At 64.1% G+C, this 24,103-nt stretch carries 24 protein-coding genes; 10 read left to right on the top strand and 14 right to left on the bottom strand.

Annotated elements, in window-relative coordinates; genetic code table 11:
- Positions 1 to 17: 17 nt before the first annotated feature.
- From ABIB80_RS11765 to ABIB80_RS11750, 4 genes are all read right to left on the bottom strand, one after another.
- Complete coding sequence (locus ABIB80_RS11765; protein ID WP_376707532.1) at positions 18 to 1,424, bottom strand: carbohydrate porin; 1,407 nt, start codon at positions 1,422 to 1,424, stop codon at positions 18 to 20.
- A gap of 129 nt (positions 1,425 to 1,553) precedes the next feature.
- The gene (locus ABIB80_RS11760) at positions 1,554 to 2,531 is read right to left on the bottom strand and encodes a tripartite tricarboxylate transporter substrate binding protein (protein WP_219684860.1); all 978 of its coding nucleotides are present in this window, start codon (positions 2,529 to 2,531) and stop codon (positions 1,554 to 1,556) included.
- 75 nt (positions 2,532 to 2,606) lie between these two features.
- Positions 2,607 to 3,512: a VOC family protein gene (locus ABIB80_RS11755; protein WP_354127455.1), complete on the bottom strand. Its 906-nt coding sequence runs from the start codon at positions 3,510 to 3,512 to the stop codon at positions 2,607 to 2,609.
- Between the two features lie 16 nt (positions 3,513 to 3,528).
- Complete coding sequence (locus ABIB80_RS11750; RefSeq protein WP_354127454.1) at positions 3,529 to 4,521, bottom strand: zinc-dependent alcohol dehydrogenase family protein; 993 nt, start codon at positions 4,519 to 4,521, stop codon at positions 3,529 to 3,531.
- Positions 4,522 to 4,632: 111 nt separating this feature from the next.
- Between ABIB80_RS11750 and ABIB80_RS11745 the strand changes: the two genes are divergently transcribed.
- The 3 genes from ABIB80_RS11745 (at position 4,633) to ABIB80_RS11735 (ending at position 6,905) form a co-directional block, all read left to right on the top strand.
- On the top strand, positions 4,633 to 5,334 hold the full coding sequence (locus ABIB80_RS11745) for a GntR family transcriptional regulator (RefSeq protein WP_035995051.1): 702 nt from the start codon (positions 4,633 to 4,635) through the stop codon (positions 5,332 to 5,334).
- A gap of 92 nt (positions 5,335 to 5,426) precedes the next feature.
- Positions 5,427 to 6,290 carry a fumarylacetoacetate hydrolase family protein gene (locus ABIB80_RS11740; protein WP_219684864.1) on the top strand — a complete coding sequence of 288 codons (864 nt, stop codon included), beginning with the start codon at positions 5,427 to 5,429 and terminating at the stop codon, positions 6,288 to 6,290.
- A gap of 36 nt (positions 6,291 to 6,326) precedes the next feature.
- Positions 6,327 to 6,905: an amino acid synthesis family protein gene (locus ABIB80_RS11735; RefSeq protein ID WP_354127453.1), complete on the top strand. Its 579-nt coding sequence runs from the start codon at positions 6,327 to 6,329 to the stop codon at positions 6,903 to 6,905.
- A gap of 111 nt (positions 6,906 to 7,016) precedes the next feature.
- Here ABIB80_RS11735 and ABIB80_RS11730 read toward each other — a convergent pair whose 3' ends face one another.
- Positions 7,017 to 7,778: a hypothetical protein gene (locus ABIB80_RS11730; protein WP_354127452.1), complete on the bottom strand. Its 762-nt coding sequence runs from the start codon at positions 7,776 to 7,778 to the stop codon at positions 7,017 to 7,019.
- Positions 7,779 to 7,793: 15 nt separating this feature from the next.
- Entirely contained in the window at positions 7,794 to 7,982 is a 189-nt protein-coding gene (locus ABIB80_RS11725) for a hypothetical protein (protein WP_007593508.1), read from the bottom strand.
- 253 nt (positions 7,983 to 8,235) lie between these two features.
- Here ABIB80_RS11725 and ABIB80_RS11720 point away from each other — a divergent pair, with 253 nt between their 5' ends.
- Positions 8,236 to 9,222: a DUF2336 domain-containing protein gene (locus ABIB80_RS11720; protein WP_007593514.1), complete on the top strand. Its 987-nt coding sequence runs from the start codon at positions 8,236 to 8,238 to the stop codon at positions 9,220 to 9,222.
- On the opposite strand, the gene ABIB80_RS11715 is transcribed toward ABIB80_RS11720, so the two are convergent.
- The 3 genes from ABIB80_RS11715 to ABIB80_RS11705 are packed head-to-tail and all read right to left on the bottom strand — an operon-like array spanning position 9,219 to position 12,255.
- A complete protein-coding gene (locus tag ABIB80_RS11715; RefSeq protein WP_007593522.1) occupies positions 9,219 to 9,563 on the bottom strand; it encodes a DUF1491 family protein in 345 nt (114 codons plus the stop codon). The genes ABIB80_RS11720 and ABIB80_RS11715 overlap by 4 nt on opposite strands.
- 57 nt (positions 9,564 to 9,620) lie before the next feature.
- Entirely contained in the window at positions 9,621 to 10,331 is a 711-nt protein-coding gene (locus ABIB80_RS11710; RefSeq protein WP_007593524.1) for a peptidoglycan-binding domain-containing protein, read from the bottom strand.
- Complete coding sequence (locus ABIB80_RS11705; RefSeq protein WP_088940909.1) at positions 10,324 to 12,255, bottom strand: PAS domain-containing sensor histidine kinase; 1,932 nt, start codon at positions 12,253 to 12,255, stop codon at positions 10,324 to 10,326. Before ABIB80_RS11705 ends, ABIB80_RS11710 begins: the two co-directional genes overlap by 8 nt.
- A gap of 384 nt (positions 12,256 to 12,639) precedes the next feature.
- Here ABIB80_RS11705 and ABIB80_RS11700 point away from each other — a divergent pair, with 384 nt between their 5' ends.
- Together ABIB80_RS11700 and ABIB80_RS11695 are read left to right on the top strand one after the other, a co-directional pair.
- Positions 12,640 to 13,065 carry a DUF5330 domain-containing protein gene (locus ABIB80_RS11700; RefSeq protein WP_007593526.1) on the top strand — a complete coding sequence of 142 codons (426 nt, stop codon included), beginning with the start codon at positions 12,640 to 12,642 and terminating at the stop codon, positions 13,063 to 13,065.
- A 67-nt stretch (positions 13,066 to 13,132) separates the two neighbouring features.
- Positions 13,133 to 13,564, top strand: a complete 432-nt coding sequence (locus tag ABIB80_RS11695; protein ID WP_007593527.1) for a SufE family protein — start codon at positions 13,133 to 13,135, stop codon at positions 13,562 to 13,564.
- Between the two features lie 5 nt (positions 13,565 to 13,569).
- On the opposite strand, the gene ABIB80_RS11690 is transcribed toward ABIB80_RS11695, so the two are convergent.
- Positions 13,570 to 13,986 carry a Ros/MucR family transcriptional regulator gene (locus ABIB80_RS11690; RefSeq protein WP_007593528.1) on the bottom strand — a complete coding sequence of 139 codons (417 nt, stop codon included), beginning with the start codon at positions 13,984 to 13,986 and terminating at the stop codon, positions 13,570 to 13,572.
- A gap of 160 nt (positions 13,987 to 14,146) precedes the next feature.
- Entirely contained in the window at positions 14,147 to 15,010 is an 864-nt protein-coding gene (locus ABIB80_RS11685; protein WP_354127451.1) for a DUF308 domain-containing protein, read from the bottom strand.
- A gap of 312 nt (positions 15,011 to 15,322) precedes the next feature.
- Between ABIB80_RS11685 and ABIB80_RS11680 the strand changes: the two genes are divergently transcribed.
- Both ABIB80_RS11680 and ABIB80_RS11675 read left to right on the top strand, forming a co-directional pair.
- A complete protein-coding gene (locus ABIB80_RS11680) occupies positions 15,323 to 16,972 on the top strand; it encodes a glycosyltransferase family 39 protein (protein WP_354127450.1) in 1,650 nt (549 codons plus the stop codon).
- A gap of 180 nt (positions 16,973 to 17,152) precedes the next feature.
- Positions 17,153 to 17,932 carry a class II aldolase/adducin family protein gene (locus ABIB80_RS11675; protein ID WP_354127449.1) on the top strand — a complete coding sequence of 260 codons (780 nt, stop codon included), beginning with the start codon at positions 17,153 to 17,155 and terminating at the stop codon, positions 17,930 to 17,932.
- A 223-nt stretch (positions 17,933 to 18,155) separates the two neighbouring features.
- Here the strand turns inward: ABIB80_RS11675 and ABIB80_RS11670 are convergent, their stop codons facing one another.
- The 3 genes from ABIB80_RS11670 to ABIB80_RS11660 all read right to left on the bottom strand — a co-directional run bounded on the left by ABIB80_RS11670 (position 18,156) and on the right by ABIB80_RS11660 (position 22,689).
- Positions 18,156 to 19,550, bottom strand: coding sequence for a M20/M25/M40 family metallo-hydrolase (locus ABIB80_RS11670; RefSeq protein ID WP_219684872.1), 1,395 nt, complete (start codon positions 19,548 to 19,550; stop codon positions 18,156 to 18,158).
- A gap of 54 nt (positions 19,551 to 19,604) precedes the next feature.
- Positions 19,605 to 20,933, bottom strand: a complete 1,329-nt coding sequence (locus ABIB80_RS11665; protein ID WP_354127448.1) for a glycosyltransferase family 87 protein — start codon at positions 20,931 to 20,933, stop codon at positions 19,605 to 19,607.
- 133 nt (positions 20,934 to 21,066) lie between these two features.
- Positions 21,067 to 22,689, bottom strand: coding sequence for a helicase HerA-like domain-containing protein (locus ABIB80_RS11660; protein WP_007593540.1), 1,623 nt, complete (start codon positions 22,687 to 22,689; stop codon positions 21,067 to 21,069).
- Between the two features lie 345 nt (positions 22,690 to 23,034).
- On the opposite strand from ABIB80_RS11660, the gene ABIB80_RS11655 reads away from it, so the two are divergent.
- Positions 23,035 to 23,400 (top strand): hypothetical protein, encoded by a 366-nt coding sequence (locus ABIB80_RS11655; RefSeq protein ID WP_007593542.1) that lies wholly within the window; start codon positions 23,035 to 23,037, stop codon positions 23,398 to 23,400.
- A gap of 26 nt (positions 23,401 to 23,426) precedes the next feature.
- Positions 23,427 to 23,834, top strand: coding sequence for a DUF4332 domain-containing protein (locus tag ABIB80_RS11650; RefSeq protein WP_007593543.1), 408 nt, complete (start codon positions 23,427 to 23,429; stop codon positions 23,832 to 23,834).
- Positions 23,835 to 24,103 lie beyond the last annotated feature (269 nt).

Below are 24,103 nucleotides of genomic sequence, written 5' to 3'. Positions count from 1 at the left end.
CTCGCGTTTGCCTCGACTTAAAATTTCAGGGTCGTGCGCAATCCGAAAACCGAGGCATTTCGCAATGCCCTTCCCGGCAGCGGACTCGCCGGAGCCGTCGCGCCGCCACCGGGATGGACGATGTATTGAAAGTTCGGCTGAACGGTCCAGCCATCCTTGATCTGGTATTGATAGACGGCCGTGAGCAGCCCCTCGAAGCTTCGCACCGGCCAGCGCGGGTCGACCAACCTGGCATAATCGGCGTCGAGCGTCTGGGCCCGCTTTGAGACATGCGCATATCCGGCGGCAATGCCGAACTTGTCGTCGGGGCGCGCATTGCTAAGCCCGATCAGCTCGACGCCGCCATCTGCATAGACATCGACCAGATTACGGTCAGCCGGCGCGCCCGACACGCGTGCGAAAATGCCGATGCCCCGATCGTCGCTGTTCGGCACCCGATAAATCTGCTGCTCGAAGACCGCCCAGGCTCCAATATCGCCCGACAAGAGCCGTGGTTCCCCGCTGCTCGTTGGCGCGGCCAGCGAGACGCCGTTGGATGCGAAGCGCTGATCCCCGAACGATCCGAAATGACGCCAGCCACCGACCTTGAACTGGCCGGTCAAGTTCGGGTCACCCTTCCTGTTGTTCCAGGCATATTGAACCTGGCCGAGCAGAAGCGGCGGATCGTTGACCCGGAAATTGACGCCATACCGGTTACGCTCCTGCGGATCGCCGGGACCGGGACCGGCCTGGTCGCCGTCGAAAATCGCGCCAAGGATGGACAACTGCTCTGTCACGTTCCACAGGAGGCGCGCGCCCATGGCCGCCAAAGGCGGCGACGGCCCGCCGCTTGGCAAAGCAAGCGACGTGATTGCCGGCCAGCCCATCGAGGCGTTGGTGAAAACATCCGTGTACTTGGTATTGAAGAACTCGCTGTCGGCCGCCAGCTGTCCGAGCTTGAGCGATAGTTTCTTGTCGCCCCATTGCTTCTCGAAATAGGCCTCGTAGAGTCGCGTCGAGGGCAACGCTTCGATCCCGCTGACGACGAAGAAATTCTGCAGATTCGAGCGCGAGAGGCCGTCGCCGTGGATCTGAAACATGTTGGCGTGAAAGGTCAGCTTGTCGATGCCGACGAGCTTTTCGAAATCCAGATCGACGGCGAGATTGAGCCTGCCTTCGTAGACCGCACCTTTCTTCAGACCGCCGGTCGGATTTCCGAGCACCTCGCCGATATAGGTGGCCGCAAACTTCACCCCGTACTTTTGCCAGGGGTTCGGCAGCAGCCCGAGCGTTTTCTCCGCGACCGTGCTCTCGCCGGTGTCGGGATCGGCAGGCTTGTCGTCGTCGGTTTTCTTGTCTTCCTGAGCCACGGACTGGGCAGCCGCAACCAGGCAAGCCGCAACGATCAACGCCCGCATCGAATGCCTGATTGCTCTGGCGGCCACGCTCACCTCCCGAGCGATCAATGACGCACGCCGCAGCCCGACATTCAAGCCGGTCGTCGACCAATGTGAGCCGGCGCGGCAATCCTGTTCCCGCGCGCGGCACTATGTTCACTTCTATACTTTCGATCGTCAGATCTTCGGGATCTTCGCCCGCTCCACCACGCCGGTCCATTTGCTGATCTCGGTCTCGATCAGCGTCTTCATCTCCTGCGGCGAGCTGCCGCGAACCTCGCCGCCGACGGCGGTCTCCAGACGTTGCTTGAGGTCGGGATCCCTAAGAGCGTCCAACGTCGCCGCATTGAGTGCGGCCATGATGGCAGTCGGCGTTCCCTTCGGCGCCAGCAGGCCGGCCCAGGTGCGCACGTCATATCCCTTGATCCCGGCTTCCTGAACCGTCGGCACGTCGGGCAGCAATGCGGTGCGCGTCGGCGAGGTCACCGCCAGGCCGCGGATCGCACCGCCCTGGATCTGCGCGGCGAGCAGGACCGGGGTGCCGACGATCACCGGAACCTCTCCGCCGAGCAGCGCGGTGACCGCTTGAGAATCGCCGCGATAGGGCACGTGCACGATCTCGACGCCGGCGGCTGCGTTCAACAGCTCTCCTGCCAGATGATGCGTGCTGCCGAAACCGACCGATCCGAAGGAGAGCGCGCCCGGCTTCTGCTTTGCCATGGCGACGAGCTCGCCCAGCGATTTTGCCGGATAATCGCTACGCACGGCAATGACGAGCGCGTAATAGACCAGCGTCGAGATCATCTCGAAGCTCTCGGCCGGCTGGTAGGCGAGGCTCTTGTAGGTCGCCGCGGAAATCGCGTGGGCGCCGGTGACGAGCCCGAGCGTGTAGCCGTCGGGCGCCGCTTTCGCGATGGCATCCGCGGCGATGTTGCCGCCGGCACCGGGCTTGGCCTCGACGATGATCGGTTGTCCGAGCTTCTTCGAGAGCCCGTCGGCGATGATGCGCGACAGCGTGTCGGCCGCGCCGCCGGCGGCAAATCCATGCAGCAGCCGGATCGGGCGCGACGGATAATTGTCCGCCGACGCCGAAGTGATTGCTAAAAAACCGCCAAACAGAAAAATCGCCGCAGCAAGCCGCTTCATCCTTCGCATGGATGCGTCCTCCCTTTTGATTGTTCTATCGTTGGCCGCAGCGAGGCGGCGTTCTTCAAGTCGAGTTTGAATCCGCTAGCGGGCGAACTCCGTGCATTCAGGCGATGGCGGCATGCCCCAAACGTCGCGCGGCAGACCGACCCAGACTTTTGGCCGCTGCGGTCGATCGCGATGCCAGGGACGCGGCTCGAAATAGCCGAGCTCCTCGTCGGTCATGCGGTCGAGGTCGAAGAACAGCTCGACCAGATGCCCGTCGGGATTGCGGTGATAGATCGCCGTGTTGTGGCCGGGGCCGTGACGTACCGGTCCCCAGAGCACCGGGAGCTTATGTCGGGCGAGATGGTCGCACGCCTGCTGCATGTGGGTCGGCCCCCGCAGCTCGAACGCGACATGATGCAGGCCGCGGCCGGGCGCGCGCGCGAAGTTCAGCGTGTGATGTTCATAGCCGCTGCGCATGAAGACGAAGCGGTCCTCGATCCAGTCGGAGACCCGCAGGCCCATCATGTTCGCGTAGAACTCCGAGGCGGCGCGCGGATCGGGCGTGCGAAGGGCGACATGGCCGAGCTTGGTGACGGCAAGCGCAGCGATCCGCTCCTGCGCGGGCGTCGGCGTCCAGCCCTGGATCAACTCGAAGCGCGTGCCTTCGGGATCGCTGAACGACAGCAGCCTGGAAACGCCAGGCAGGGGATCGCTCTGAAGTTCGGGCCGCAGATCGGCCTGCTTCAGCGCGGCGCCGAGCGCCTCGATCTGGACATCAGGCGATATCTCGAAGGCGATGCTCGTCAACGCCGCGTCGCCGGGTTCGATCACCAGCGAAAGCTGCTCGGCATCGTTGGCGAGGAAGATGCGGTTGCCGTCGCGGCCGACGAGGCCAAGACCGATCACGGCGCGGTAATAGTCGAGCAACCGCTCGGGATCGGGCGAGGCAAAGCTCGCGTGCCGCAGCCGGGTGAAGCGTGCAATGGGTGCTTGTGTCGTCATCGTGCAATCCACCCCCTCATGGCGTCATGATGATCTTGCCGAGCGCCGAGCCCTGCTCGAGCAGCGTGTGGGCCTGCCTGACCTCGTCGAGTTTCAGGACCGCCGAGATCGCCGGCTTGATCGCATTGCGGCTCAGCGCGTCGATCACGTTGCGCATGAGCGCGCGACGCTCGTCGCGATCGTGGTCGTAGATGTGGAATGAGAAGCAGCGTATCGCCGGGCAGATGTCGAGATGGTCGCGCATCGCCGCCATCAGGTTTTCCTCCGGCAATCCGGCGAAGGCGTTGTACGACAGCAGCGTCCCCCATTTGCCGAGCGCGCCGAGATAGCCGGTGAACTCGGGCCCACAGACGTGATCGAGCACGAGGCCAACGCCCTCGCCATTGGTCAGCTCGCGGGTCCGCGCCACCACGTCTTCGCGGCGGTAGTAGATGACATGATCGGCCCCGTTGCCCCGCGCAAATGCGGCCTTCTCTTCGGTGGAGACCGTGCCGATGACTTTCATCTGCGCGAGCTTGGCGAGCTGCACCAGCGCAGTGCCGACACCACCCGCCGCCCCGATCACCAGCACGCTCGCCGGTGCGCGCGGATGGCGGCACTCGTGCAGCAGCGCGTAGGCGACCTGGTAGTTCGACAGGCACACGGCCGCTTGCAGATCGACATTGTCGGGCAGCGCATGAATGGCGTCGGCGGGCGCGACCACATAGTCGGCGTAGCAGCCGCCGCGCTGCGACAGGTCGCGTGCGCTCAGCAGCACCTTCTGGCCGACCGCAAACCCCTCGACGCCAGACCCGAGCGCGGCAATGCGGCCGGCGACGTCGTTGCCGGGATTAGCCGGCAGCGGCGGCATCCATTTGTAGACGCCACGCCGGATCAGCACATCGGGCTGCCCCACCCCGAATGCTTCGGCGCGGATCTGCACCTGGCCGGGTCCGGGCATAGGCACCGGAAGCTCGACCAGTTCGAGTGCATCCGGCCCACCCGGCTGACGCACCAGCACCGCTCTCATGATGTCACACGCCTCCCAAGCCATATTTTCGAAAATCATACCGTTTACGAAAATTATTGCAAGATGGTCGTTGGCGCGGCATGTTGAGCCATCGATTCAATGACAGAAACCATGTCCGAAAGCGCCATTCGCCCCCGCAAGGAATTCGGCAAGACCGTTGCCGCCGACATCACCCATCGGCTGCGCGAGGAGATCATTGCCTGCGGCCTGGCGCCGGGCGAACCGCTACGGTTCGACGTCCTGCGCGAACGATTCGGCGTCAGTTTCACGACGCTGCGCGAGGCACTGACGGCGCTTACCGCCGAAGGCTTGGTCGACGCGCAGGAGCAGCGCGGGTTTCGCGTGGCGCCGGTCAGCCGCCAGGATCTGGTGGAGGTCACCGATGCGCGGGTGTTGATCGAGGTGGAATTGATCCGCCGCGCGATCGAGCGGGGCGACGACGATTGGGAAATCGCCGTCATCTCGACACTGCATAGATTGAAGCGAATCGAGCAGCGCGATCCCGAACATCCGCTGCGCGATCCCGAATGGAAGATCGCCCACCGCCAATTCCACCAGGCCCTGGTGTCCGCCTGCGGCTCCGCGACACTCCTCGCCATTCGCGGCGATCTGTTCGATCGCGCCGAGCGCTATCGGCATCTGTCGGCCAATTTCCGGCCGCGTCCGCGCGACAAGGCCGGCGAGCACCAGGCGATCATGCAGGCCGCGATCTCGCGCAATCCGGATCTCGCGGTGCAGCTGATCGAGACGCATATCCGCACCACGGCTGACAACGTCGCGACCTACGCCGGGCACCTGCTCGACACCGAATAGGCGGCACGCTTTTTATCACCGTGGGCTTGCGTTTCACCACATTTTCGAAAATAATGAGCAAGATCGAAAATGCCAACCTTTGGGGCGGGACCATGAAACTACTGTCATTTCTGGACGGAAATCGGGAAAGCTGGGGCGCCGTTGTCGAAAATGGCGTCGTGGATCTCGGCCGCGCCCTGCCCCAATACCCTGTTCTCGCGGACTTCCTCGGCAGCGATGATTATGCGCGGCGCGAGGCCATCGTCGCCGGGCACAAGCCCACGATGGCGCTCAGTGACGTCAAATATCTGCCGGTGATCCCGCGTCCGGAGAAGATCGTCTGCGCCGTGCGCAATTATCTCGACCACCACAATGAAGCCGTGGCGTTCGGGATGAAGCGTGAGATCACGGAGTTTCCGCCGATCTTCCTCCGGGTCTGGCGCTCCCAGGTCGCGCACAACGCGCCGGTAGTCCGGCCAAAGGTCTCGGACAATTTCGACTGGGAGGGCGAGCTGGCCGTCGTCATCGGCAAGGGTGGCCGTCACATCAGCCAGGCCGACGCCTGGGATCACGTGGCGGGCTACTCGATCTACAACGACGTCAGCGTGCGTGACTGGCAGCGTCACGCCCAGCAGATCGCCTCCGGCAAGAACTTCGTCGGCACCGGCCCGTTCGGTCCCTGGCTGGTCACGCCGGACGAGATCGGCGATCCCACCAAATTGAAGCTCGAGACGCGCGTCAACGGTGCGGTGGTGCAATCCTCCGACACCTCGATGCTGATCTTCTCGATCCCGCGGCTGATCGAGTACAGCTCGACCATCTTCGACCTCGTCCCCGGCGACGTCATTGCCACCGGCACGCCGGCCGGCGTCGGCTTCACCCGCAAGCCGCCGGTCTTCCTCAAGCCCGGCGACGTGGTCGAGGTCGAGGTCGAGAACATCGGCGTGCTGCGCAATCCCGTCGTCGATGAAGCATAGAGCCAGCGCATGTCCTCCCAAGAGGTGGTTCAAGACATGTCCCATGACATCCGCAAGACCGCGCTCAGCGTCGAGACCATCTGGCACGAACGCGGTCCCCGGCTGGAGATGCCGCTGCTGGTCGGGACGGCCATTGCGGTCATCCGCAATCCCTTCGCGGGCCGCTTCGAACCCGACCTGATGCCGTTTCAGGCATCCTTGCGCGAGCTCGGGCGAGAACTCGCAACACGGCTGATCGCGCAGCTCGGCGGTGCCGCGCAGATCGAAGCCTATGGCAAGGGCATCATCATCGGCGAGGACGGCGAGCTCGAGCACGGTGCGGTCTGGCACGAGGCCGGCGGCCAGGGCATGCGCGAGGTGCTCGGTCAGCCCAAGGCGATCGTTCCGGCGGCGAAGACCATCGGCGGTCCGGGCACGCGGCTCATGGTTCCGCTCGGGCACATTCACGCCGCCTATGTCCGCAGCCATTTCGGCACCGCGGAGATGACGCTGTGGGATTCACCACGGCGCGACGAGATCGCCTTCGGGCTCGTGATGGCCACCGGCGGCCGGCCTCACGCGCGCATCGGGGGCCTCGCGGCTTCCGCGATCTCCGTGCACGACGGACAGCGCTGACGGGCGCACGATGCGCTGAAGGATTTTGTCGGAAACCTGCTGAAGCAGCGCGCTAGACCGACGCAATCAAGCGCCGGCGCACTGCCGTAAAATGATCAACCCTTGAAACGATCAGCCCTTGGAGACGACCGCGCGGCCGTAGGGCGGCTGGGCCGCGACCGGCGGGTTGGCGGTCTGGGCGGCGAGCTCGCCGATGAGGCGGTCGGCATCGGCGGCCATGCCGTCGGGCGCCTGGATCACCAGCCGCTCCAGACCCCAGCGATAGGACGAGACGCGCTGCTCGAGGCACTGCTGCACCCACTGGATGATCAGCGAATTCTCCTGCATGCGCTCGATCGCGTCCTCTTTCTCCTGCGGCGAGAGGGAAGAGACACGCGCCATGCTGGCATTGCGCTTCTTGTCGAGGTCGATGACGCGGATCGCGGAGGCGAAGAACGGCTCGAAGCGGGTGATGTCGTTGCGCACGTCCTCCATCAGCTGCGTATAGCGCGAAGAATGCGAACGGTGCGGCTCGTCGATCAGCGTGCGACCGTACATGGTGCGGTCGAACACGATCTTTTGCCGCCAGGGCGAGGGCAGCGCCTTGTAGTCGCCGAACACGCTCTTCCAGGCGGGCCGCGACAATGGCGGCTCTATCAGGGGATAGGCGAGGTCGCGAAGCTGGCGCTCCTCGTCGGTGAGCTGGAATTGGGATGGCTTCAGGCCAACGCTGGAGGTGACTTCCGCGCCCAGCCAGCGATGCATGTCGTCGCTGCGCATGTCGGCGCGGGTGCGGCCGAAATCGCCGCCGCTACAGGCGGCAAGCGTCGCACCCAGCAGTGCGAGCATGATGGCCGTTACGACGGGCCGGATCTGGCGGAGGTTCTCCGGCATTGCAAAGGCCGAAGGCTAACGGCGACGACGACGGCGCCCCGGCGCTGTGCCCTGCTCCGGCCCGTGATCGCCGCTTGGCTCGTCGCTCTCGCGCTCGATGCGGATCACGGGAAGGATCAAAATCGTGCCCATGTCCGCGCGCGGAGCCACGTCCCCCGACGCGCTCACCCGGCGACCGGCCGGAAATTCGATGATGGTCCCCATATCAGCTCTCTTCAATTGCCGCGCGACCCGGCGCGCCTCTGCAACATGCATTCATTAAGATCAGTTCATGGTTAACGGGGTGTAAACGTGCCGGCGGGACCGTAACCGCACGGGCGCGACCCGCCGTCCCGTTGCGGCACGAGAACGCTTCAAAGCAAGCGTTCGGCTTCACGCCTCGTTTTCCTTAACGAGCCTTTAAAGGAGCCCGCGATAGGCTGGCGGCGAGTATCTCTTCCAGGTCGCGTATCTCTCCATGACCAAGTCGTTGTTTCCAGGATTCGACGGGCTGATGACCCTCTCCCGTCGCGAAGGCGTCGATGTTCGTCCGACACTGCTGCGCGTGCTGACCGACCTCTATGTCCAGTCGAGCACCCATAGCGACGACGAGCAGCGCCAGTTCGTCGAGCTCGCCACACGACTGATCGACCAGGTCGACGACGCGACGCGCGCAGCGGTCAAGGCCCGGCTTGCGATCTATCCGTCGACGCCCGCCCCGATCATGCAGAAGCTCGGACTGTCAGCCGCGCAGGAGGGCCGCAGGGTTCCGCTCGCGCGCGAAATCCAGGCGCCCGCCTCTGCCCCCCCTCCTGCCCCCTTGCCGGTTCGCACGCCAACCGACGCCGAGCTGCGCATGGCCTCGAACATGGCGATGCAGCCAAAGGACGCGGCCGATATCTACGACATGTTCTTCCGCGCCGGCGCCTCCGAGCGCGCGCTGATCCTGCACAATCTGGCGGAGACCCCGCTGAAGGCCGCGCCGCGGATTCCGACCGTGCGCGCCAAGCGCGCAATCCAGATCCTCGAGATGGCGGCGATCGCGGGCGATGTCGAGAATTTCGCCTTCGAGCTCGGCGACAGCCTGATCCTGCCCTCGCGCGTCGCAGCCCAGATCGTCGACGATGCAAGCGGCGAAGCGCTCGCGGTCGCCGCGCGCGCGCTCGACATGCCGAGCCCGGTGTTCCAGCGCATCCTGCTGTTCTTCAAGCCGGAGATCGGCAACTCCGTGACCGACGTGTACCGGCTGTCGCGTCTTTACGATCGCCTCAGCGACCGCGCGGCGCTGGTGATGCTGGCCGCCTGGCGCGGCTCGACGCTCGCCGTCACCCGCGCAAAGTACCAGCCGTCGCTGCATGACAGCGAGCGCCAGCGCGCGCGTGCGGGCGCAAGCCAGACACGCCCGGGCGTGCAGCCCGGCTCCGCGCCCGCGGTGCGGACGGGGACTGACGGATCGGATCGTTAGGTCTTCGCCAATTCGAGGAAATGCCGCCCGGCGCGGTCTTCGGTCTCGACGATCCAGATGTCGGAATCGAAGCGGATCTCTTTGGTCAGGCGCTCCTCCACCGCGGGCTCCGGCATCGGCTGCGGCGCAAACGGCACGAAGAAGCGATCGACCGGCCGGCCGTCGTCATAAGAGGTCTGCGGCGCCGGCACATAGAGCATCGCATTGCCGTCAAGCAGCGAGATCTTCACGAACACCGCACCCGCCTCCTCCGCACCGCGACGACGCACCGCGCCGTACACGCCCTCGGTCTGGCACCGGCGCAGATAGGCTGAGACCCAGATGTTCGATTTCAAACGCATGGTGGCCACGATAGGACAGCGCTGCAATCAGCACCAGCCTTCGCACAACAGCAACGACTATTCGACGGGGTGGCCGATCGCGGCGCCGAGCTCGCGGAGCAGGCGGTCGGACAGCTGGCCGGTGACCTGCATCTTGTGCTCGCGCTCGAATTTCTGGATCGCGGACTGGGTCTCGCCACCCATCGCGCCCGTGATCTTCAAGTTCCCGTAGCCATATTCGGACAGCGCGCGCTGCACGCCGGCGATGCGCCGCGCCGCCGCGCTCTGCTGCACGGGGATCGGCGCCGGCGGACGCGCAACGGAGGGCGGCGCCGAAATCGTTTGCTTGACCAGATTGGTCATGGGATCGCCTGAGCGCGGCGTCGATGCGGTCGCCTCGACAGGCCTCTCCGGCGGCTTGTCCGCAGGTCTGGGCTCGGCAGGTCTGGGCTCGGCACGAAACTCCGTCGCTCTCGGCTCGAGCGGCGAGGTATCGGCCCCGACCGGACGCGAACGGGGCAAGGGGTTCGACAGCGGCAGGGACGAGGGCGCGGGAAGATTGATCACGGTGCCGAACATCGGCGCCGGATGCCGCCCGGTCTGGAGGAACAGCGCGTTGGCAACGATCGCGCCGATAGCGGCCACGGCGACGAAACCGGCGAGCGTATCCTTGGGGCTATGCAGCAGCACGCGCAGCACGAGATTGCGCTCGGTCTCGACATCGATGACTGCGACCTTGGCGCCACGGCGGCGCGGCGCGGCTTGGTCCTTGGCAGACTTCTTAGGCACTTTTCTTCACCAGAGCGGGTTGGTCCTGAACTTGGTCGTGAGGATGGTCCTGCAGTTCCTGGTGCTGAAGTTCCTGGCGCAGCACCGGCGTCAAGGTCGCGATCTTGCTCTCGCTCGCCTTGCTGTCGGACATCTTGGCCTCAGAAATCTTGGTATCAGAAGTTTTGGCCTGCGGCGTGTAGACGAGCGGCAGCTTGACGGTGACGGCAGTTCCCTCGCCGAGCCTGCTTTGTACCGTCAATTCGCCGAGATGCAACGCCACCAGGCTCTTGACGATCGAAAGTCCGAGGCCGGTGCCTTCGTGACGACGCTGATAGGTTTTTCCGGCCTGGAAGAATGGCGCGCCGATGCGCTTGAGATCGTCAGGTGCGATGCCGATTCCGGTGTCGCTGACGCGTAGCGCAAGCTGCGAGCCCGAGACCGCCGCTGTTACAGTGACCTGACCGCCGCGCTCGGTGAACTTGACGGCGTTGGCGACGAGGTTGAGCACGATCTGCTTGAAAGCGCGCGGATCGCCGGTCATCACAGGCAGGTCCTGCGGCGCATCGGTGACGAGATCGACGCCGTTCTCCCGCGCCTTCAGCGCCAGCAGATTGCAGCAGTGCATCAATGATGCACGCGGCGCGAACGGTTCCGACGCCATCTCGAAATTACCCGATTCCATCTTGGACATGTCCAGGATGCCGTTGACGACCGAGAGCAGATGCTTGCCGGAATCGTTGATGAGCTGGGCGTATTCCCTCCGCTGGGCTGCGCCCAGCATCAAGGTCTGCTCCTGCGTGATCATCTCGGAGAAGCCGATGATGGCGTTGAGCGGCGTGCGCAGCTCATGGCTCATGGTGGCAAGGAAGCGCGTCTTGGCGGCGTCGGCCGCCTCTGCAGCGCTGCGCGCCTGATCGAACGCCTGCTCTCCGAGCTTGCGGTCGGTGACATCGCGCATCACGGCGACAACATCGGCCTCGCGCGTGGTATCACGGCCCATATCCTGATCGAGCGGGCGGCAGCGCATCTCGACCCAGATGAAATCAACCTGGCCGCGCTCCGAGCCGGCACGCTCCCGGCGCAACCGGAACTCGACGCTGCGCACCTCGCCGCGCGCGGCATCGGACAGCGCCGTCAGATACGCCGGGCGATCGGCGACATGGACGCGATCGAACAGGCCGTGGCCGAGCAGTTGCGCGACGGGCACACCGAGCATGGCTTCCACCGCCGGTGAAATGAACTGCACCGCGCCGTTGCGCTGATGCCGCGAGATGACGTCGCTCATATTCCGCGCCAGGAGACGGTAACGCTCTTCCTCACGCGACAGCAGCGCAACGCTGGTGCGCGCGAGCGATTCCGCACCGAAGGCCAGACCTGCCGCATAGAGCGTCGCCGAGGCGACGCCGAACGCCATCAGCACGCCGCGTTCCGCAGCGCTGGTGTCGCCAATCGACAGCCAGCCGAGCTGGCTGACGAGGATGAGAATGCCGGCGCAGGACAGCGCCAGCAGCGAGGCAAAGGCCGCGACGCGGCGCGAGGCCGACAGCGCAGCTTCGAGGGGAACCACGACCAGCCAGATCGCGGCGAACGATTCGATGCCGCCGGTCGTCACCGCCACCGCCATGATCAGGCCCGACAGCGCCAGCGACGACAGCACATGCGCGCCTTCGTAACGGCCGGTGCGCGACAGGAACCAGGACAACAGGATCGGCGCAATCAGCCAGGCGAAGGCCGCGACCTCGATCGCGCTCGGCGCGCCGCGCATGGCGAGATAGACCGGGAATGCGGCAAAGGCGGCCAGGCTGCCGAGCAGCCGCGGGGCCATGAAGGCACGATGGCGCGCTCGCGTCAGCGCGTCGTAACGCGCGGAGGGATGCAGCAGCGCATCGAGACAATCGCGGATGATACTCAAAACTGTCACGGGTCTCGCGCTTCGGCTCATTCGTCGGGAAGACGCGCCGGAACGCCTCCTTATCGTTGAGCCACCGTGTCAGAGCGACCTTAAACGAACACTAAGGCAGCGCGGCGCGCCGCCAGACACCGCGTCATCGCAGGGCTTTTTAGACGATTTGACGACGTCATCAGCGGGGATGGTGAACACAGGGTTTCACCGTGATCCGCATGGTTTCGAAATGGTGGACGGGCGTGGCGGCAGAATCACGGGCGTGGTCGTCAATCGAAAATTTACGACACGGTCGATTGCAAAGATTCTTGAGTCAATTTTCCGCGAATTAAGCGGAAGGCAATCACTTGCGATTTATCGAGAGTTGCTAGGCCCGACATCCGTGGAGATCGCCGCGGCGGGATCTAACATACAGGTCGCAAGATGCGCTTTCTGCTTCGCATCACATTCTGGCTCGGGCTGGTGCTGGTGCTCCTGCCGCGAGACAAGACGCCCGAATCGGACAAGCTGCCGCAGATCGGCGCTGCCGACGCGGTGCAGGCTGCGACCGCGGCTGTTTCCGACATGACCCAGTTCTGCAAGCGCCAGCCGGCGGCGTGCGAGGTCGGCGGACAGGCCGCGACCATCATCGGCCAGCGCGCGCAGGACGGCGCGAAGAAGATCTACCAGATCATCAACGACAAGAAAGAGCAGCTCGAGAAGCCCGACAAGAAGACCCCCGACCACACCGGCTCGATCGCGCTGGCCGGCGAAGGCGATACCGCAACCAGCGAGGCGCCGCGCGACACCCTGTCCCAGGACGACCTCGCGCTGGAATGGCGCGGCCCGGCGCCCGCGACGGCGAATTAGCGCCCAAACCCTATCGATTTCGGCGCTTTGCGTCCCTATATTGGCCTGAACGGGAACTTGGGCCAGCATGACGACGATCGACGAAATCAGGGATAATTTCGAGATTCTGGACGAATGGGACGACCGCTATCGGTACGTCATCGAGCTCGGCCGCACCCTGGAACCGATGTCCGAGGCCGAGCATTCGGCCGAGAACAAGGTGAATGGCTGCGTCAGCCAGGTCTGGCTTCAGAAGCTGATCGATCGTCGCGATGGCGGGCCGCCGGTCCTGACATATCGCGGCGACAGTGACGCCCACATCGTGCGCGGGCTGGTCGCGATCGTGCTGTCGCTTTACTCCGGCCGCACGCCTCAGGAGATTCTTGCGACCGACGCCATTGCCGTATTCGACGAGTTCGGTTTTCGCGACCATCTGACGCCGCAGCGTTCCAACGGCCTGCGCTCGATGGTCGAGCGCATCAAGACCGACGCGAAAGAAGCGCTCGCGGAAGCGTCGTAGAAATCCTACTTCCGCTTGCGCTGCTGCTGTCCCAGTCCCATCTGCTTCGCAAGCTGTGAGCGGGCCACTGCATAGTTCGGCGCGACCATGGGATAGTCGGCCGGCAGGCCCCATTTCTCGCGATATTGCTCCGGCGTCATGTTGTACCGGGTGTGCAGATGGCGCTTCAGCGACTTGAAGCGCTTGCCGTCTTCCAGACAGACCAGATAATCAGGCGCGATCGACTTCTTCAGCGAGACCGCCGGCTTCGCGGGCTCGAGCGGCACCGTCTCGGTGCGACCCGATGAAACGCGCACAAGCGCGCCATGCACCTGGCTGATCAGGTTCGGAATCTCAGTTGCAGGCGTCGGGTTGTTGCTGAGATAGGCCGACACGATGCCCGCCGTCAGCTCAATGAAATTCTTAGCCCCGGCATCCGACATCGGCCCCGCCTTTCTCCACCTTGCGTCTCACGGGAGAGACGACGTCAGAGTATTCCGTGTCAACAATACGTTCGACTGAATGGAATGACTGAGGAATATGGGCTGATTTACTGACGAAGCAACAAGAACGCCAGCGCTTTACTTGCCTGCGCCAGCTCTCTCAAGCCCCACGCTGGTCGAGGTGGGAGCGCAGCTCGTCGATCGAGGCAAAGCGCATCATCCCTTCCGGCATCTGGGCTTCGATCGAGCCATCGGAGTAGAGCGAATAGGCCATGCCGTCGACGATGCCGGATTTGAGCACGGTCACGGGCGCCTGTTCGGCCGCGGCCGCCGGCTCCGGTGCGGGCGGCGGAGCAGTCTCCGCGAAGGTCGACGGCGAGCGCGGTGACGGACGCCGCGAGGCGGCCGGCGCCTCGGCAGGCCTCATACGGTCCGGCTTTGGCCAGGCGTCGTCAAAGCTCGCAGGCGGCGTCTCCGGGGAGGCAGTATCCGCCGACAGCTCGGCATGCGGCAGCACCTCGCCGGTCTTCGCCTCCGCGCGCTCGCGCTCCTTGCGGGAGGTCGATGCGAACATCAGGTTGCGGCGGCGCGGCGGTTCCGGAACCTCAGGCGGGCTCGGAGCTTCCGGCGGTGGCGGAGGCTCGGCGCGCGGACGCTCGCGCGCGGCTGCTTCGTTCTGCCAGGGCGGCGGTCCTGCGGCCGGCAATGGCGGCGCCGGCTCGATCTTCTCTGCGCCCGGCTCAGGCGCGGGGCCAGGCGTTCCAGCCATCCCGAGACCCGGCAGCACGGGCCTGACCCGAACGTCGGACGGTGCGATGGATCCAGCCAGCCGGCGGGCCATGCCCTTCAATTCCGCGACCACGACGTAGAGGCCGGCCAGTAACATTCCGGAGCAGACGCCGATGGTACCGGCGATTAGGAGGGTACTGCCGAGACTGAATTCCCTGACGGTGAAGCCGAACAGGATCGCAAGGAGGCCCGCCAAAACGGCGAAAATCCCCGCGATCAACAATGCCAACGCCATCGAACTCACCCCTGGCCGCGCAGCCACACGCGACCCTCGTCACGCCACGATACCGTCATCCGGTGTTCCACGCCAACGTCGAATTATAACCTGCGTTCCTTAAGGAAAGGAAATCAGGGACTTATTCACATTCCCTTCAGCTACGGCTCGCTACTTTAGGCCGCTCTCAAGTTTGGCCGGATTTGCTGCGTCGCATCAGGAATTAGCCATAATGCCCAATTACTTGCTAATGGAACTGCGCTATAGGGATTCCGGGGAGCAGGCCCGCGCGCACCAGCAGGGCCAAGAGGGGATTCCGGGTCACCAATAGCCATGACATCCATCACGACTTCGGCGATCGACACGCCCCTGCGGCGCTCGGTTGAACGGACTTGCGACGATCTCGCCATGCTGGTGCTGGCTGCGGTCGCCGTCATTGCAGGCTTGACCTTCCGCGACTACGGGCTCGGCTGGGACGACTACACCCACGCCGAATACGCCGATCTGCTGCTGCGCATGTTCGGTTCCGGTTTCAAGGACACCGCGGCCCTCTCCTTTGCCAACCTCTACATGTATGGCGGCGGCTTCGACATGGTCGCGGCCCTCCTGCACAAGGTGATTCCGCTCGAGCTGTTCGAGACGCGCCGGCTGCTCGGCGCCGTAGTCGGCGTGATCGGACTTGCGGTGACGTGGCGGCTTGGCCGCCGTGTCGGTGGTCCCCTTGCGGGACTTGCCTCACTCTTGCTGCTCGCGCTCTGCCCGATCTTCTACGGCCACATGTTCATGAACCCGAAGGATGCGCCCTTCGCGGTGGCCATGATCATCCTGATGCTGGGCCTCGTCCGCCTTGCCGAGGAATATCCGCAGCCGTCGCCGCGCACGATCCTGATCGTCGGCCTTGGCGCCGGCCTCTCGCTCGGCACCCGCATCCTCGGCGGCCTTGCGCTGGTCTATGCCGTGATCGGCTTCATGCCGCTGTTCCTGGAGGAACTGCGCACCGAGGGCCTGCGTGAATCGGTCCGACGCTTCGCTTATGTCGTCTACGTGCTGTTGCCCGGCCTCGTGCTCGGCTACATCGTGATGGGGCTGATCTGGCCGTGGTCGATCATGGAGCCCGGCAATCCCTTCGAGGCGCTGACCTACTTCTCGCACTTCTTCGAGAAACCCTGGAAGGAGATGTTCGACGGCGCGATCGTTTCCGTGCCCGACATGCCCTGGTCCTATCTGCCGACGCTGTTCGCGCTTCAGTTGCCCGAGGTGATGCTGGTGCTGATGTTCGGCGCCGTGATCGGCACCTTCGCACTGCTGCCGCGCCGCGAGGTTCCCGCCCGCCGCAAGGCCATTCTCCTGATGCTCACGCTCGCCGCGACGCTGCCGCTGGCGATCGCAATGGTGAAGCGGCCGGCGCTGTACAACGGCATCCGCCATTTCGTCTTCGTGATCCCGCCGATGGCGGTGCTCGGCGGCGTTGCCTTTGGCTGGGCCATGGAGCGCCTGCGCGCCAATCACCGCACCTGGCAGCCGGTCGTGCTCGCCACCTTCTGCTTTGGCTTGGCGCTCTCGCTCGCCGAGATGATCCGCCTGCATCCCTATCAATACACCCACTTCAACCACATCGCCGGCACCGTGCGCGGCGCCGACGACCGCTTCATGCTGGATTATTGGGGTCTGGCGCTGAAGCAGGCCTCGGACGAATTGCGCGAGCAGCTGGTCGAACGCCAGGAAGTGCCGCCGCGAAACCGCAAATGGAAGGTCGCGGTGTGCGGTCCGCAGCGCCCCGCCCAGGTCGCGCTCGGGCCCGACTTCACCATCGGCTGGGATTCCAATGCCGCCGATTTCGCCATGACGCTCGGCGAGTTCTACTGCAAGGGCCTCACCGCGCCCGTGCTGGTCGAGATCAAGCGCGACGACGTGGTATTCGCCCGCGTCTACGACATCCGCGGCAGCAGCATTTCGAGCCTGCTCTCGATCCCGGCGCCGTAATAAATTCCTCCGGACCGTAGCCCGGATGAGCGCAACGACATCCGGGGCCTATCAGGCAGCCCCGCATGTCGCTTCGCTCATGCGGGCTACGCTGGACTGCCGCGCTTTGCGTGCCTTGCTGGCAGCTCGCGGCAGGACTACGCTCCCTCCCCGCAACAACGATGTTCGGAGAGATCAACCATGTCGCCAGCGGAAGCGCGCCTGAAGGAAGTGCCGTCGAACATGACGGAGGCCGAGTGGCAGCAACGGATCAATCTCGCCGCATGCTATCGTCTCGTCTCGCTCTACGGCTGGGACGATTTGGTCGACACCCATATCTCCGCGCGCGTGCCCGGCCCTGACCATCATTTCCTCATCAACCCCTACGGGCTGATGTTCGACGAGATCACGGCGTCGAGCCTGGTCAAGGTCGATCTGCACGGCAACCAGCTCTCCGAGAGCGAGTACAGCATCAACCCCGCCGGCTTCACCATCCACTCGGCGATCCACGAGGTGCGCGAGGACGCCATGTGCGTGCTGCATCTCCACACCCTCGACGGCACCGCGGTATCGAGCAGCGCCGAAGGCCTGCTGCCGCTGAACCAGACCGCCCAGCTCGTCACCCACGACCTCGCCTATCACGACTACGAAGGCATCGCGCTCGACCACGACGAACGGCCGCGGCTGCAGAAGGACCTCGGCGACCACAACCACATGCTGCTGCGCAACCACGGCACGATGACGGTCGGCCGTTCGGTGGCTTCGGCCTTCGAGCGCATGTATCACCTTGAGCGCGCCTGCTCGATGCAGGTACGTACGCGCGCGCTGGGCACGCCGGTCTATCCGGTCGACGATGTCGCGATCGACAAGAATACCGAGCTGCTCGCCAACCGCGACCGCGCCGAGTTGCGCGCCACCAACCTGGTGTGGCCGCCACTGCTGCGCAAGCTGGACCGCGAGCTGCCGGGCTACCGGTCTTGAAATTTTCGAGATTTGGTGTAGGGTAGCGTTCAACGAACCTCTACGCCTTTTGGAATGAAACGCCGCCCAATTCCGGGCGGCGTTTTTATTTGTAAGGTCTCGTAGGGTGGGCAAAGCGAAGCGTGCCCACCATTGCCGATCGCGATCCGGGACAGATGGTGGGCACGGCGCTTTGCGCCTTTGCCCGCCCTACGCACTCACAACGACGAGGATAAAGAGCGCCCTACTTCACCTCCGCCAGCGCCGCGAGGATGCGCGCCCAGGAACGGATGCCTTTCTGGAAGCTGCGGAGGTCGTACTTCTCGTTCGGCGAGTGGATGTTGTCGTCGTCGAGGCCGAAACCGACGAGCAGCGAATCCAACCCCAGCGCGCGCTTGAAGTCGGCGACGATCGGGATCGAGGCGCCCGAGCCCATCAGCACGGTCTCCTTGCCCCATTCCTCGGTCAGCGCGGTTTTGGCCGCGGCGAGCGGCTTCATGTTCCAGTCGAGCGCAATCGCAGGCCCGGCAGAGTGATCGCCGAACTCGACCTTGCAGTCTCCCGGAATGCGCGCCGTCACGTACTCACGGAAAGCCTTGCGGATCTTTTGCGGATCCTGCCCTTCGACCAGCCGGAACGAGACCTTGGCCGATGCATGCGACGGGATCACCGTCTTTGAGCCTTCGCCGATATAGCCGCCCCAGATGCCGTTGACGTCGCAGGTCGGACGCGTGGAAGCCTGCTCGACCAGGAGCCTGCCCTTCTCGCCGGCCGGTATCGATAGCCCAACGGGCTTGAGGAACGTGTCCGGCGTGAAGTCGAGCTTCTTCCACTGCGCGAGAATGTCCGGCGGCGTGTCCTTTACCCCATCGTAGAAGCCCGGAATGGTGATGCGATTGTCGTCGTCGAACAGCCCGCCGAGAATTTTGGTCAGCACCCGGATCGGGTTCATCGCGCTGCCGCCGAACACGCCGGAATGCAGGTCGCGATTGGCGGCGGTGATCTTGAGCTCCTCATAGAGCAGACCGCGCAGCGAGGTCGTGATCGCCGGCGTGTTGCGGTCCCACATGCCGGTGTCGCAGACCAGCACGTAGTCCGCCCTAAACTCGTCCTTGTTGGCTTCGATGAAGGGCACGAAGTTCTTCGAGCCGACTTCTTCCTCGCCTTCGATCAGGAACGTGACGTCGATCGGCAGTGACCCCGTCACTTTCTTCCAGGCGCGGCAGGCCTCGACGAAGGTCATGACCTGGCCCTTGTCGTCCTCGGCGCCGCGCGCCACGATGATCTTGCGGCCGTCGGCATGGTCGGTGACAACAGGCTCGAATGGCGGACGGTGCCAGAGTTCGAGCGGATCGACCGGCTGCACATCATAGTGGCCGTAGAACAGCACATGCGGCCGGCCGCCCGCGACGCTCTTGCCGACGACCGCGGGATGGCCGGCGGTCGGCCTCACTTCAGTCGCAACGCCGAGGCTCGCGATGTCCCTGGCAAGATGCTCGGCCGCCGCCTTGCAATCGGCCGCGAAGGCCGGATCGGCGGAGATCGACTTGATCCGCAACAGCGAGAACAGACGCTCCAGGCTGTTGTCGAACTCCTTGTCGATGTGGTCGAGCACGGATTGAAGCTGCGCATTTGCCATTGGTCGTATTCCCTGCGTTCGAATCCCAAGACGTCGGGACTCAAAGATGTCTTCTCAAGAACTATCGGCTTTTAGCGCTGCCGCGGCGTCGGGGCCAGCCGCAACCGGCGGATGCCGGATGTGCCATGCGAGACTAGCTGCGAGGATCGCCGTGGCGACGAGGTTATTGCCCCAGGCCTGGAAGACATTGGGAAACCACGGCAGCGCCAGCAGCATGAGGATGCCGGCGGCGCCAAGGGCGAGCCAGGTTCCCAGGCGTACGTTCGCCCGCTCGTCGAAGGCGGCACGATGCATCAGCACCGTCATCGGGAAGAACAGCCACATGAAATAGTATTGTCGCGCCAGCGGCGATGCCACCGTCATCAGGCAGAACAGGATGCCGAGCTCCTCGGCGTCCGAGCGCGCCGTACGCCGCGCTTGCCCTGGCATGACCGCGACGAAGCCGAGTCCGAGCAACGCCGACAGCGCCAGCACGATCCAGTTCGCCGTCCTGTAATCGACGTCGATGACATTCATCGTGCGCGGCGGCTTGTTGGGATCCTCCTGATTGTAGTTGATTGGCCGGACCAGCCGGTGCGTGACAGCAATGAGTGACTGGTTCACCCACGACCAGTTCTGCTCGTCGCGCTGGCCAAATCCTTTTTCCGAGCTCGACCCGACCATGCCCTGATACCAGGTCTTGACCTCGGCGGCGTTGCGCTCGAAGCCGCGAATGGGAGCCGGCACGATGTAGAGAAGTATCCCGGTGAAGGCGACCGTAGCGACGGCGGCTCCCCACTTTCGCCGCCAGACCAGATAGGGCAGCACCGCAATGGGAAACACCTTGATGGCGGTGGCGAGCGCGAACATGAAGCCTGCGAGCCAGGAGCGCTGATGCTGCAAGCTCCAGAAGCCGTAGAGCATGATCGCCAGCAGGACGAGGTTCGGCTGTCCAAGATCGAACATGTCAAACACGAAGGTCACGGTCACGGCAGCTGGTAGTGCCTCCAGCCAGGGGCCAGGCGTGCGGCCCGAACCGGTCATGGCATTGGAGAGCATCCCGGTGTACCACCACGCCGCAATATTCAGGACCGACAGCACGCTGTAGAGCGCGATCTTGCCGAACCAGCTCGGGACTGCCAGCAGGATCGCCGGCAGCGGTGGGTAGATGAACTCGAAGTACTGGTGGATGTCGCCGGGATAGAGCGGCCCACCCTTCAAGACCTGCTGCCCGGCCCAGTACCACAGGCCGTAGTCCTTGGTTTTGCCGTGCCCGAAGATCTCGGGACCAAGGACATCGGCAGCCAGGATGAAGCAGCAGAGCAGGAAGAGCAGGTCGAGCGGCGCACGTAGCGACAGTCTTCGGAATGTGCCGGGTCGAACGAAAGATTCAGGTGAGGTCACGGTGTGGTCCAGTCAGGGGCCATAGCACCTAGCAGACCGACGGACGCTTGGAGAGTCCTGATCACCCGAATTTGTACCCACCGCGCACAAGCGGCGGGTTTGCGGAGGAATTGCCTCAAACGAGGCTTTCTGCCTACCTGCGCAGCAAGCCGCCGAGCGCGCCGCGGACCAGCGTGCGGCCGATCGAGCCACCAAGCTGGCCGGCGACCGACTTGCCGATATTGGCGGCCATCCCCCCGATCACCTGATTGGTGACCGATCGGGTCATGTCGCGCGCGATGACCTGGCCCGTCGACAGGCGGCCGCGCTTGACGTTGGTGCCAAAGATGGTGCCGACGATCGAGCCGATCTGGCCGAGGATGCCGCCGCCTCCGCCGCCCGCCGAAGCATCCGCAGTCGCAGCCGTGCCGGCAATGCGCTTCTGGATCATCTCGTAGGCGGACTCTGCATCGACGGCGGTATCGTATTTGCCCTTCACCGGGCTTGCATCCATGATCGCCTTGCGCTCTTCGGACGTGATCGGTCCGATCCGGGCCGATGGCGGCCGGATCATCACCCGCTCGACCATCGCCGGCGTGCCGTTGCCTTCGAGAAAGGACACCAGCGCCTCGCCCTTGCCGAGCTCCATGATCACCTGGGCGGTGTCGAGCTTCGGGTTGGGACGGAAGGTCTGGGCCGCGGCGGCGACCGCCTTCTGGTCGCGCGGAGTGAAGGCGCGGAGCGCGTGCTGCACCCGGTTGCCCAATTGTCCGAGCACGCGGTCGGGTACGTCGACCGGGTTTTGCGTCACGAAATAGACGCCGACGCCTTTGGAGCGGATCAGGCGCACCACCTGCTCGATCTTGTCCATCAGCGCCTTAGGCGCGTCGTTGAACAACAGATGCGCCTCGTCAAAGAAGAAGACCAGCTTCGGCTTGGGCAGGTCACCGGCCTCGGGCAGCTCCTCGAACAATTCCGACAGCATCCACAGCAGGAATGTCGCGTAAAGCCGTGGGCTCTGCAGCAGCTTGTCGGCGACGAGGATGTTGACCATGCCGCGGCCGTCGCGGTCGGTCTTCATGAAATCTTTCAGCGTCAGCGCCGGTTCGCCGAAGAATTTGGTGGCGCCCTGGTTCTCCAGCACCAGAAGCTGGCGCTGGATGGTGCCGACCGTGGCCTTGGTGACGTTGCCAAAACCCTGCGCCGCCTTCTTGATCTCGGCAAGCGGACTCTCCTCGGCATCCGCCCCCTTCTTGCCGGCATCGGGCACGATGGCATCGAGCAGCGCGCGCAGATCCTTCATGTCGATCAGCGTCAGCCCGTTGTCGTCGGCGACGCGGAAGGCGACGTTGAGCACGCCTTCCTGCACGTCGTTCAGGTCGAGCATACGTGCGAGCAGCAGCGGGCCCATTTCAGTGACGGTCGCCCGCACCGGGTGGCCCTGCTCGCCGAACACGTCCCAGAACACCGTCGAGAACTGGTCGGGCTCGAACGTCAGTCCCATCTCGGTGGCGCGCTTGACGATGAAATCTTTGGCTTCGCCGACCTCCGAGATGCCCGAGAGGTCGCCCTTGATATCGGCCGCGAAGACCGGAACACCGGCGCGCGCAAATCCTTCCGCCATCACTTGCAGCGAGACCGTCTTGCCGGTTCCGGTTGCACCCGTGACGAGGCCATGGCGATTGGCGAATGCCAACGTCAGCCATGCCTGCTCGTTTCCTTTACCGACGAAGATCTTGTCGTCGGTATCACCGAGCTTGCTGTCCTGTGCGGTCATTATTCCCTGATCTCTCTGCCCTGTTTCGCATATCGAAACTCGAATGCACCAGTTCCGTAGTTTAACGCATATCGCGCGCTGATTGAAACCATTCAACGCGCTCGGGCATGCGACATCGTCGGAAACATGCGGGTGACATCCGCCGAAAGTAGGAACGACGCATTCGCACCGCGGCATTTTTTTGCCGATTTCATCTCCGCTCTTGCATCGCTGCAACACTTCTCGCGCGTTCGAGACTGAATCGGAACGTTGGTGGCGTTCATCGCTTGTATTTCACATCACACCGGCTCAAGATCATTTTCGAAAGCAATACTCCGGCATGTGAACCGGCTGAGGGGCGGCCATATGGACGAGCTAATCGGGCGGCTGGCGACAAACGCCAGCATAGATAGTGCTGTCGCTGAAAAGACCGTCGGCATTATTCTGGGCTTCCTCCGCAACGAGGGTCCTTCCGACAGCGTCCAGGTACTCATCGACCAGATTCCAGGTGCAGAAGCGGCAATCGAGGCATCCCGCAGCGGCGGAGGACTGTCGCGGCTGATGGGCGGCGGCCTGATGGCGGTCGGCACGCGCCTGATGGGCATGGGACTCGGCATGTCCGAGATTCAGAACGTCGCCCGTGAACTTTTTCGCTTCGGCCGAGACAAAATCGGAGCGGATCAGATGGGCAAGATCATCGCGGGGACCCCGGGCCTCAGCCAGTTCGCCTGACGCCTGCGCATTTCACATCGAGTATCATGACATATCCGATCTCCGAGATTGAGGGCCTGTCGGCCTTTGCCGCCAACAAGTTGAAGGCGCACGGTATCCGCACCACCGATGCGCTGCTCGAGGCGGCCTCGACCGTAAAGGGCCGCAAGGCGCTCTCCGCCAAGACCGGCATCAGCGAGCAGTTGCTGCTGGAATGGGCCAACGTCTCCGACTACATGCGCATTCCCGGCATGGGCAGGGCCAAGGTCGGCCTGGTCCGCGCTGCCGGCGTCACCACCGTGCGCGAGCTCGCCTACCGAAATCCGGCAAGGCTCGCCCAGAGCATGCGGGACGCCAACGAGAAGAAAAAGCTGCTCCGCATCCTGCCCTCGGAGAAGTCGGTCGGCGACATCATCGCCAAGGCGAAAAAGCTGCCCCCGAAGATTTCATATTAGGGTTGCCCCTCTCCGCATACGGAGTGGGCGCTACTCTCTCGGCATCGTTTTGCCCGATGGGCAACAATGCATCCCCCAACTCTGCCGTCATACCCCGCGAAAGCGGGGTATCCAGTACGCCGCGGCTCCTCCGTATCGCGGTGCCGTCACTGGAATACTGGATTGCCCGCCTTCTGTTTAGACCGGAGACATAGCTGACGCTTGTTCGGACACATCACTGACAGGTTGGCCATTGGTCAAGTCGATTGATGCGACCTGCCAACTGGCGA

It is taken from the genome of Bradyrhizobium sp. i1.15.2 (genome assembly GCF_040548425.1).
GTDB lineage: Bacteria > Pseudomonadota > Alphaproteobacteria > Rhizobiales > Xanthobacteraceae > Bradyrhizobium > Bradyrhizobium canariense.
This window is presented reverse-complemented; position numbering and strand designations above follow the sequence as displayed.

What these genes read in the sequence shown, in the direction of transcription:
- ABIB80_RS11760 (WP_219684860.1), bottom strand. Translation starts at nt 2,531, where the DNA reads ATGCGAAGGATGAAGCGGCTTGCTGCGGCGATTTTTCTGTTTGGCGGT.
- ABIB80_RS11755 (WP_354127455.1), bottom strand. Translation starts at nt 3,512, where the DNA reads ATGACGACACAAGCACCCATTGCACGCTTCACCCGGCTGCGGCACGCG.
- ABIB80_RS11750 (WP_354127454.1), bottom strand. Translation starts at nt 4,521, where the DNA reads ATGAGAGCGGTGCTGGTGCGTCAGCCGGGTGGGCCGGATGCACTCGAA.
- ABIB80_RS11745 (WP_035995051.1), top strand. Translation starts at nt 4,633, where the DNA reads ATGTCCGAAAGCGCCATTCGCCCCCGCAAGGAATTCGGCAAGACCGTT.
- ABIB80_RS11740 (WP_219684864.1), top strand. Translation starts at nt 5,427, where the DNA reads ATGAAACTACTGTCATTTCTGGACGGAAATCGGGAAAGCTGGGGCGCC.
- ABIB80_RS11735 (WP_354127453.1), top strand. Translation starts at nt 6,327, where the DNA reads ATGTCCCATGACATCCGCAAGACCGCGCTCAGCGTCGAGACCATCTGG.
- ABIB80_RS11730 (WP_354127452.1), bottom strand. Translation starts at nt 7,778, where the DNA reads ATGCCGGAGAACCTCCGCCAGATCCGGCCCGTCGTAACGGCCATCATG.
- ABIB80_RS11725 (WP_007593508.1), bottom strand. Translation starts at nt 7,982, where the DNA reads ATGGGGACCATCATCGAATTTCCGGCCGGTCGCCGGGTGAGCGCGTCG.
- ABIB80_RS11720 (WP_007593514.1), top strand. Translation starts at nt 8,236, where the DNA reads ATGACCAAGTCGTTGTTTCCAGGATTCGACGGGCTGATGACCCTCTCC.
- ABIB80_RS11715 (WP_007593522.1), bottom strand. Translation starts at nt 9,563, where the DNA reads ATGCGTTTGAAATCGAACATCTGGGTCTCAGCCTATCTGCGCCGGTGC.
- ABIB80_RS11705 (WP_088940909.1), bottom strand. Translation starts at nt 12,255, where the DNA reads ATGAGCCGAAGCGCGAGACCCGTGACAGTTTTGAGTATCATCCGCGAT.
- ABIB80_RS11700 (WP_007593526.1), top strand. Translation starts at nt 12,640, where the DNA reads ATGCGCTTTCTGCTTCGCATCACATTCTGGCTCGGGCTGGTGCTGGTG.
- ABIB80_RS11695 (WP_007593527.1), top strand. Translation starts at nt 13,133, where the DNA reads ATGACGACGATCGACGAAATCAGGGATAATTTCGAGATTCTGGACGAA.
- ABIB80_RS11690 (WP_007593528.1), bottom strand. Translation starts at nt 13,986, where the DNA reads ATGTCGGATGCCGGGGCTAAGAATTTCATTGAGCTGACGGCGGGCATC.
- ABIB80_RS11685 (WP_354127451.1), bottom strand. Translation starts at nt 15,010, where the DNA reads ATGGCGTTGGCATTGTTGATCGCGGGGATTTTCGCCGTTTTGGCGGGC.
- ABIB80_RS11680 (WP_354127450.1), top strand. Translation starts at nt 15,323, where the DNA reads ATGACATCCATCACGACTTCGGCGATCGACACGCCCCTGCGGCGCTCG.
- ABIB80_RS11675 (WP_354127449.1), top strand. Translation starts at nt 17,153, where the DNA reads ATGTCGCCAGCGGAAGCGCGCCTGAAGGAAGTGCCGTCGAACATGACG.
- ABIB80_RS11670 (WP_219684872.1), bottom strand. Translation starts at nt 19,550, where the DNA reads ATGGCAAATGCGCAGCTTCAATCCGTGCTCGACCACATCGACAAGGAG.
- ABIB80_RS11660 (WP_007593540.1), bottom strand. Translation starts at nt 22,689, where the DNA reads ATGACCGCACAGGACAGCAAGCTCGGTGATACCGACGACAAGATCTTC.
- ABIB80_RS11655 (WP_007593542.1), top strand. Translation starts at nt 23,035, where the DNA reads ATGGACGAGCTAATCGGGCGGCTGGCGACAAACGCCAGCATAGATAGT.
- ABIB80_RS11650 (WP_007593543.1), top strand. Translation starts at nt 23,427, where the DNA reads ATGACATATCCGATCTCCGAGATTGAGGGCCTGTCGGCCTTTGCCGCC.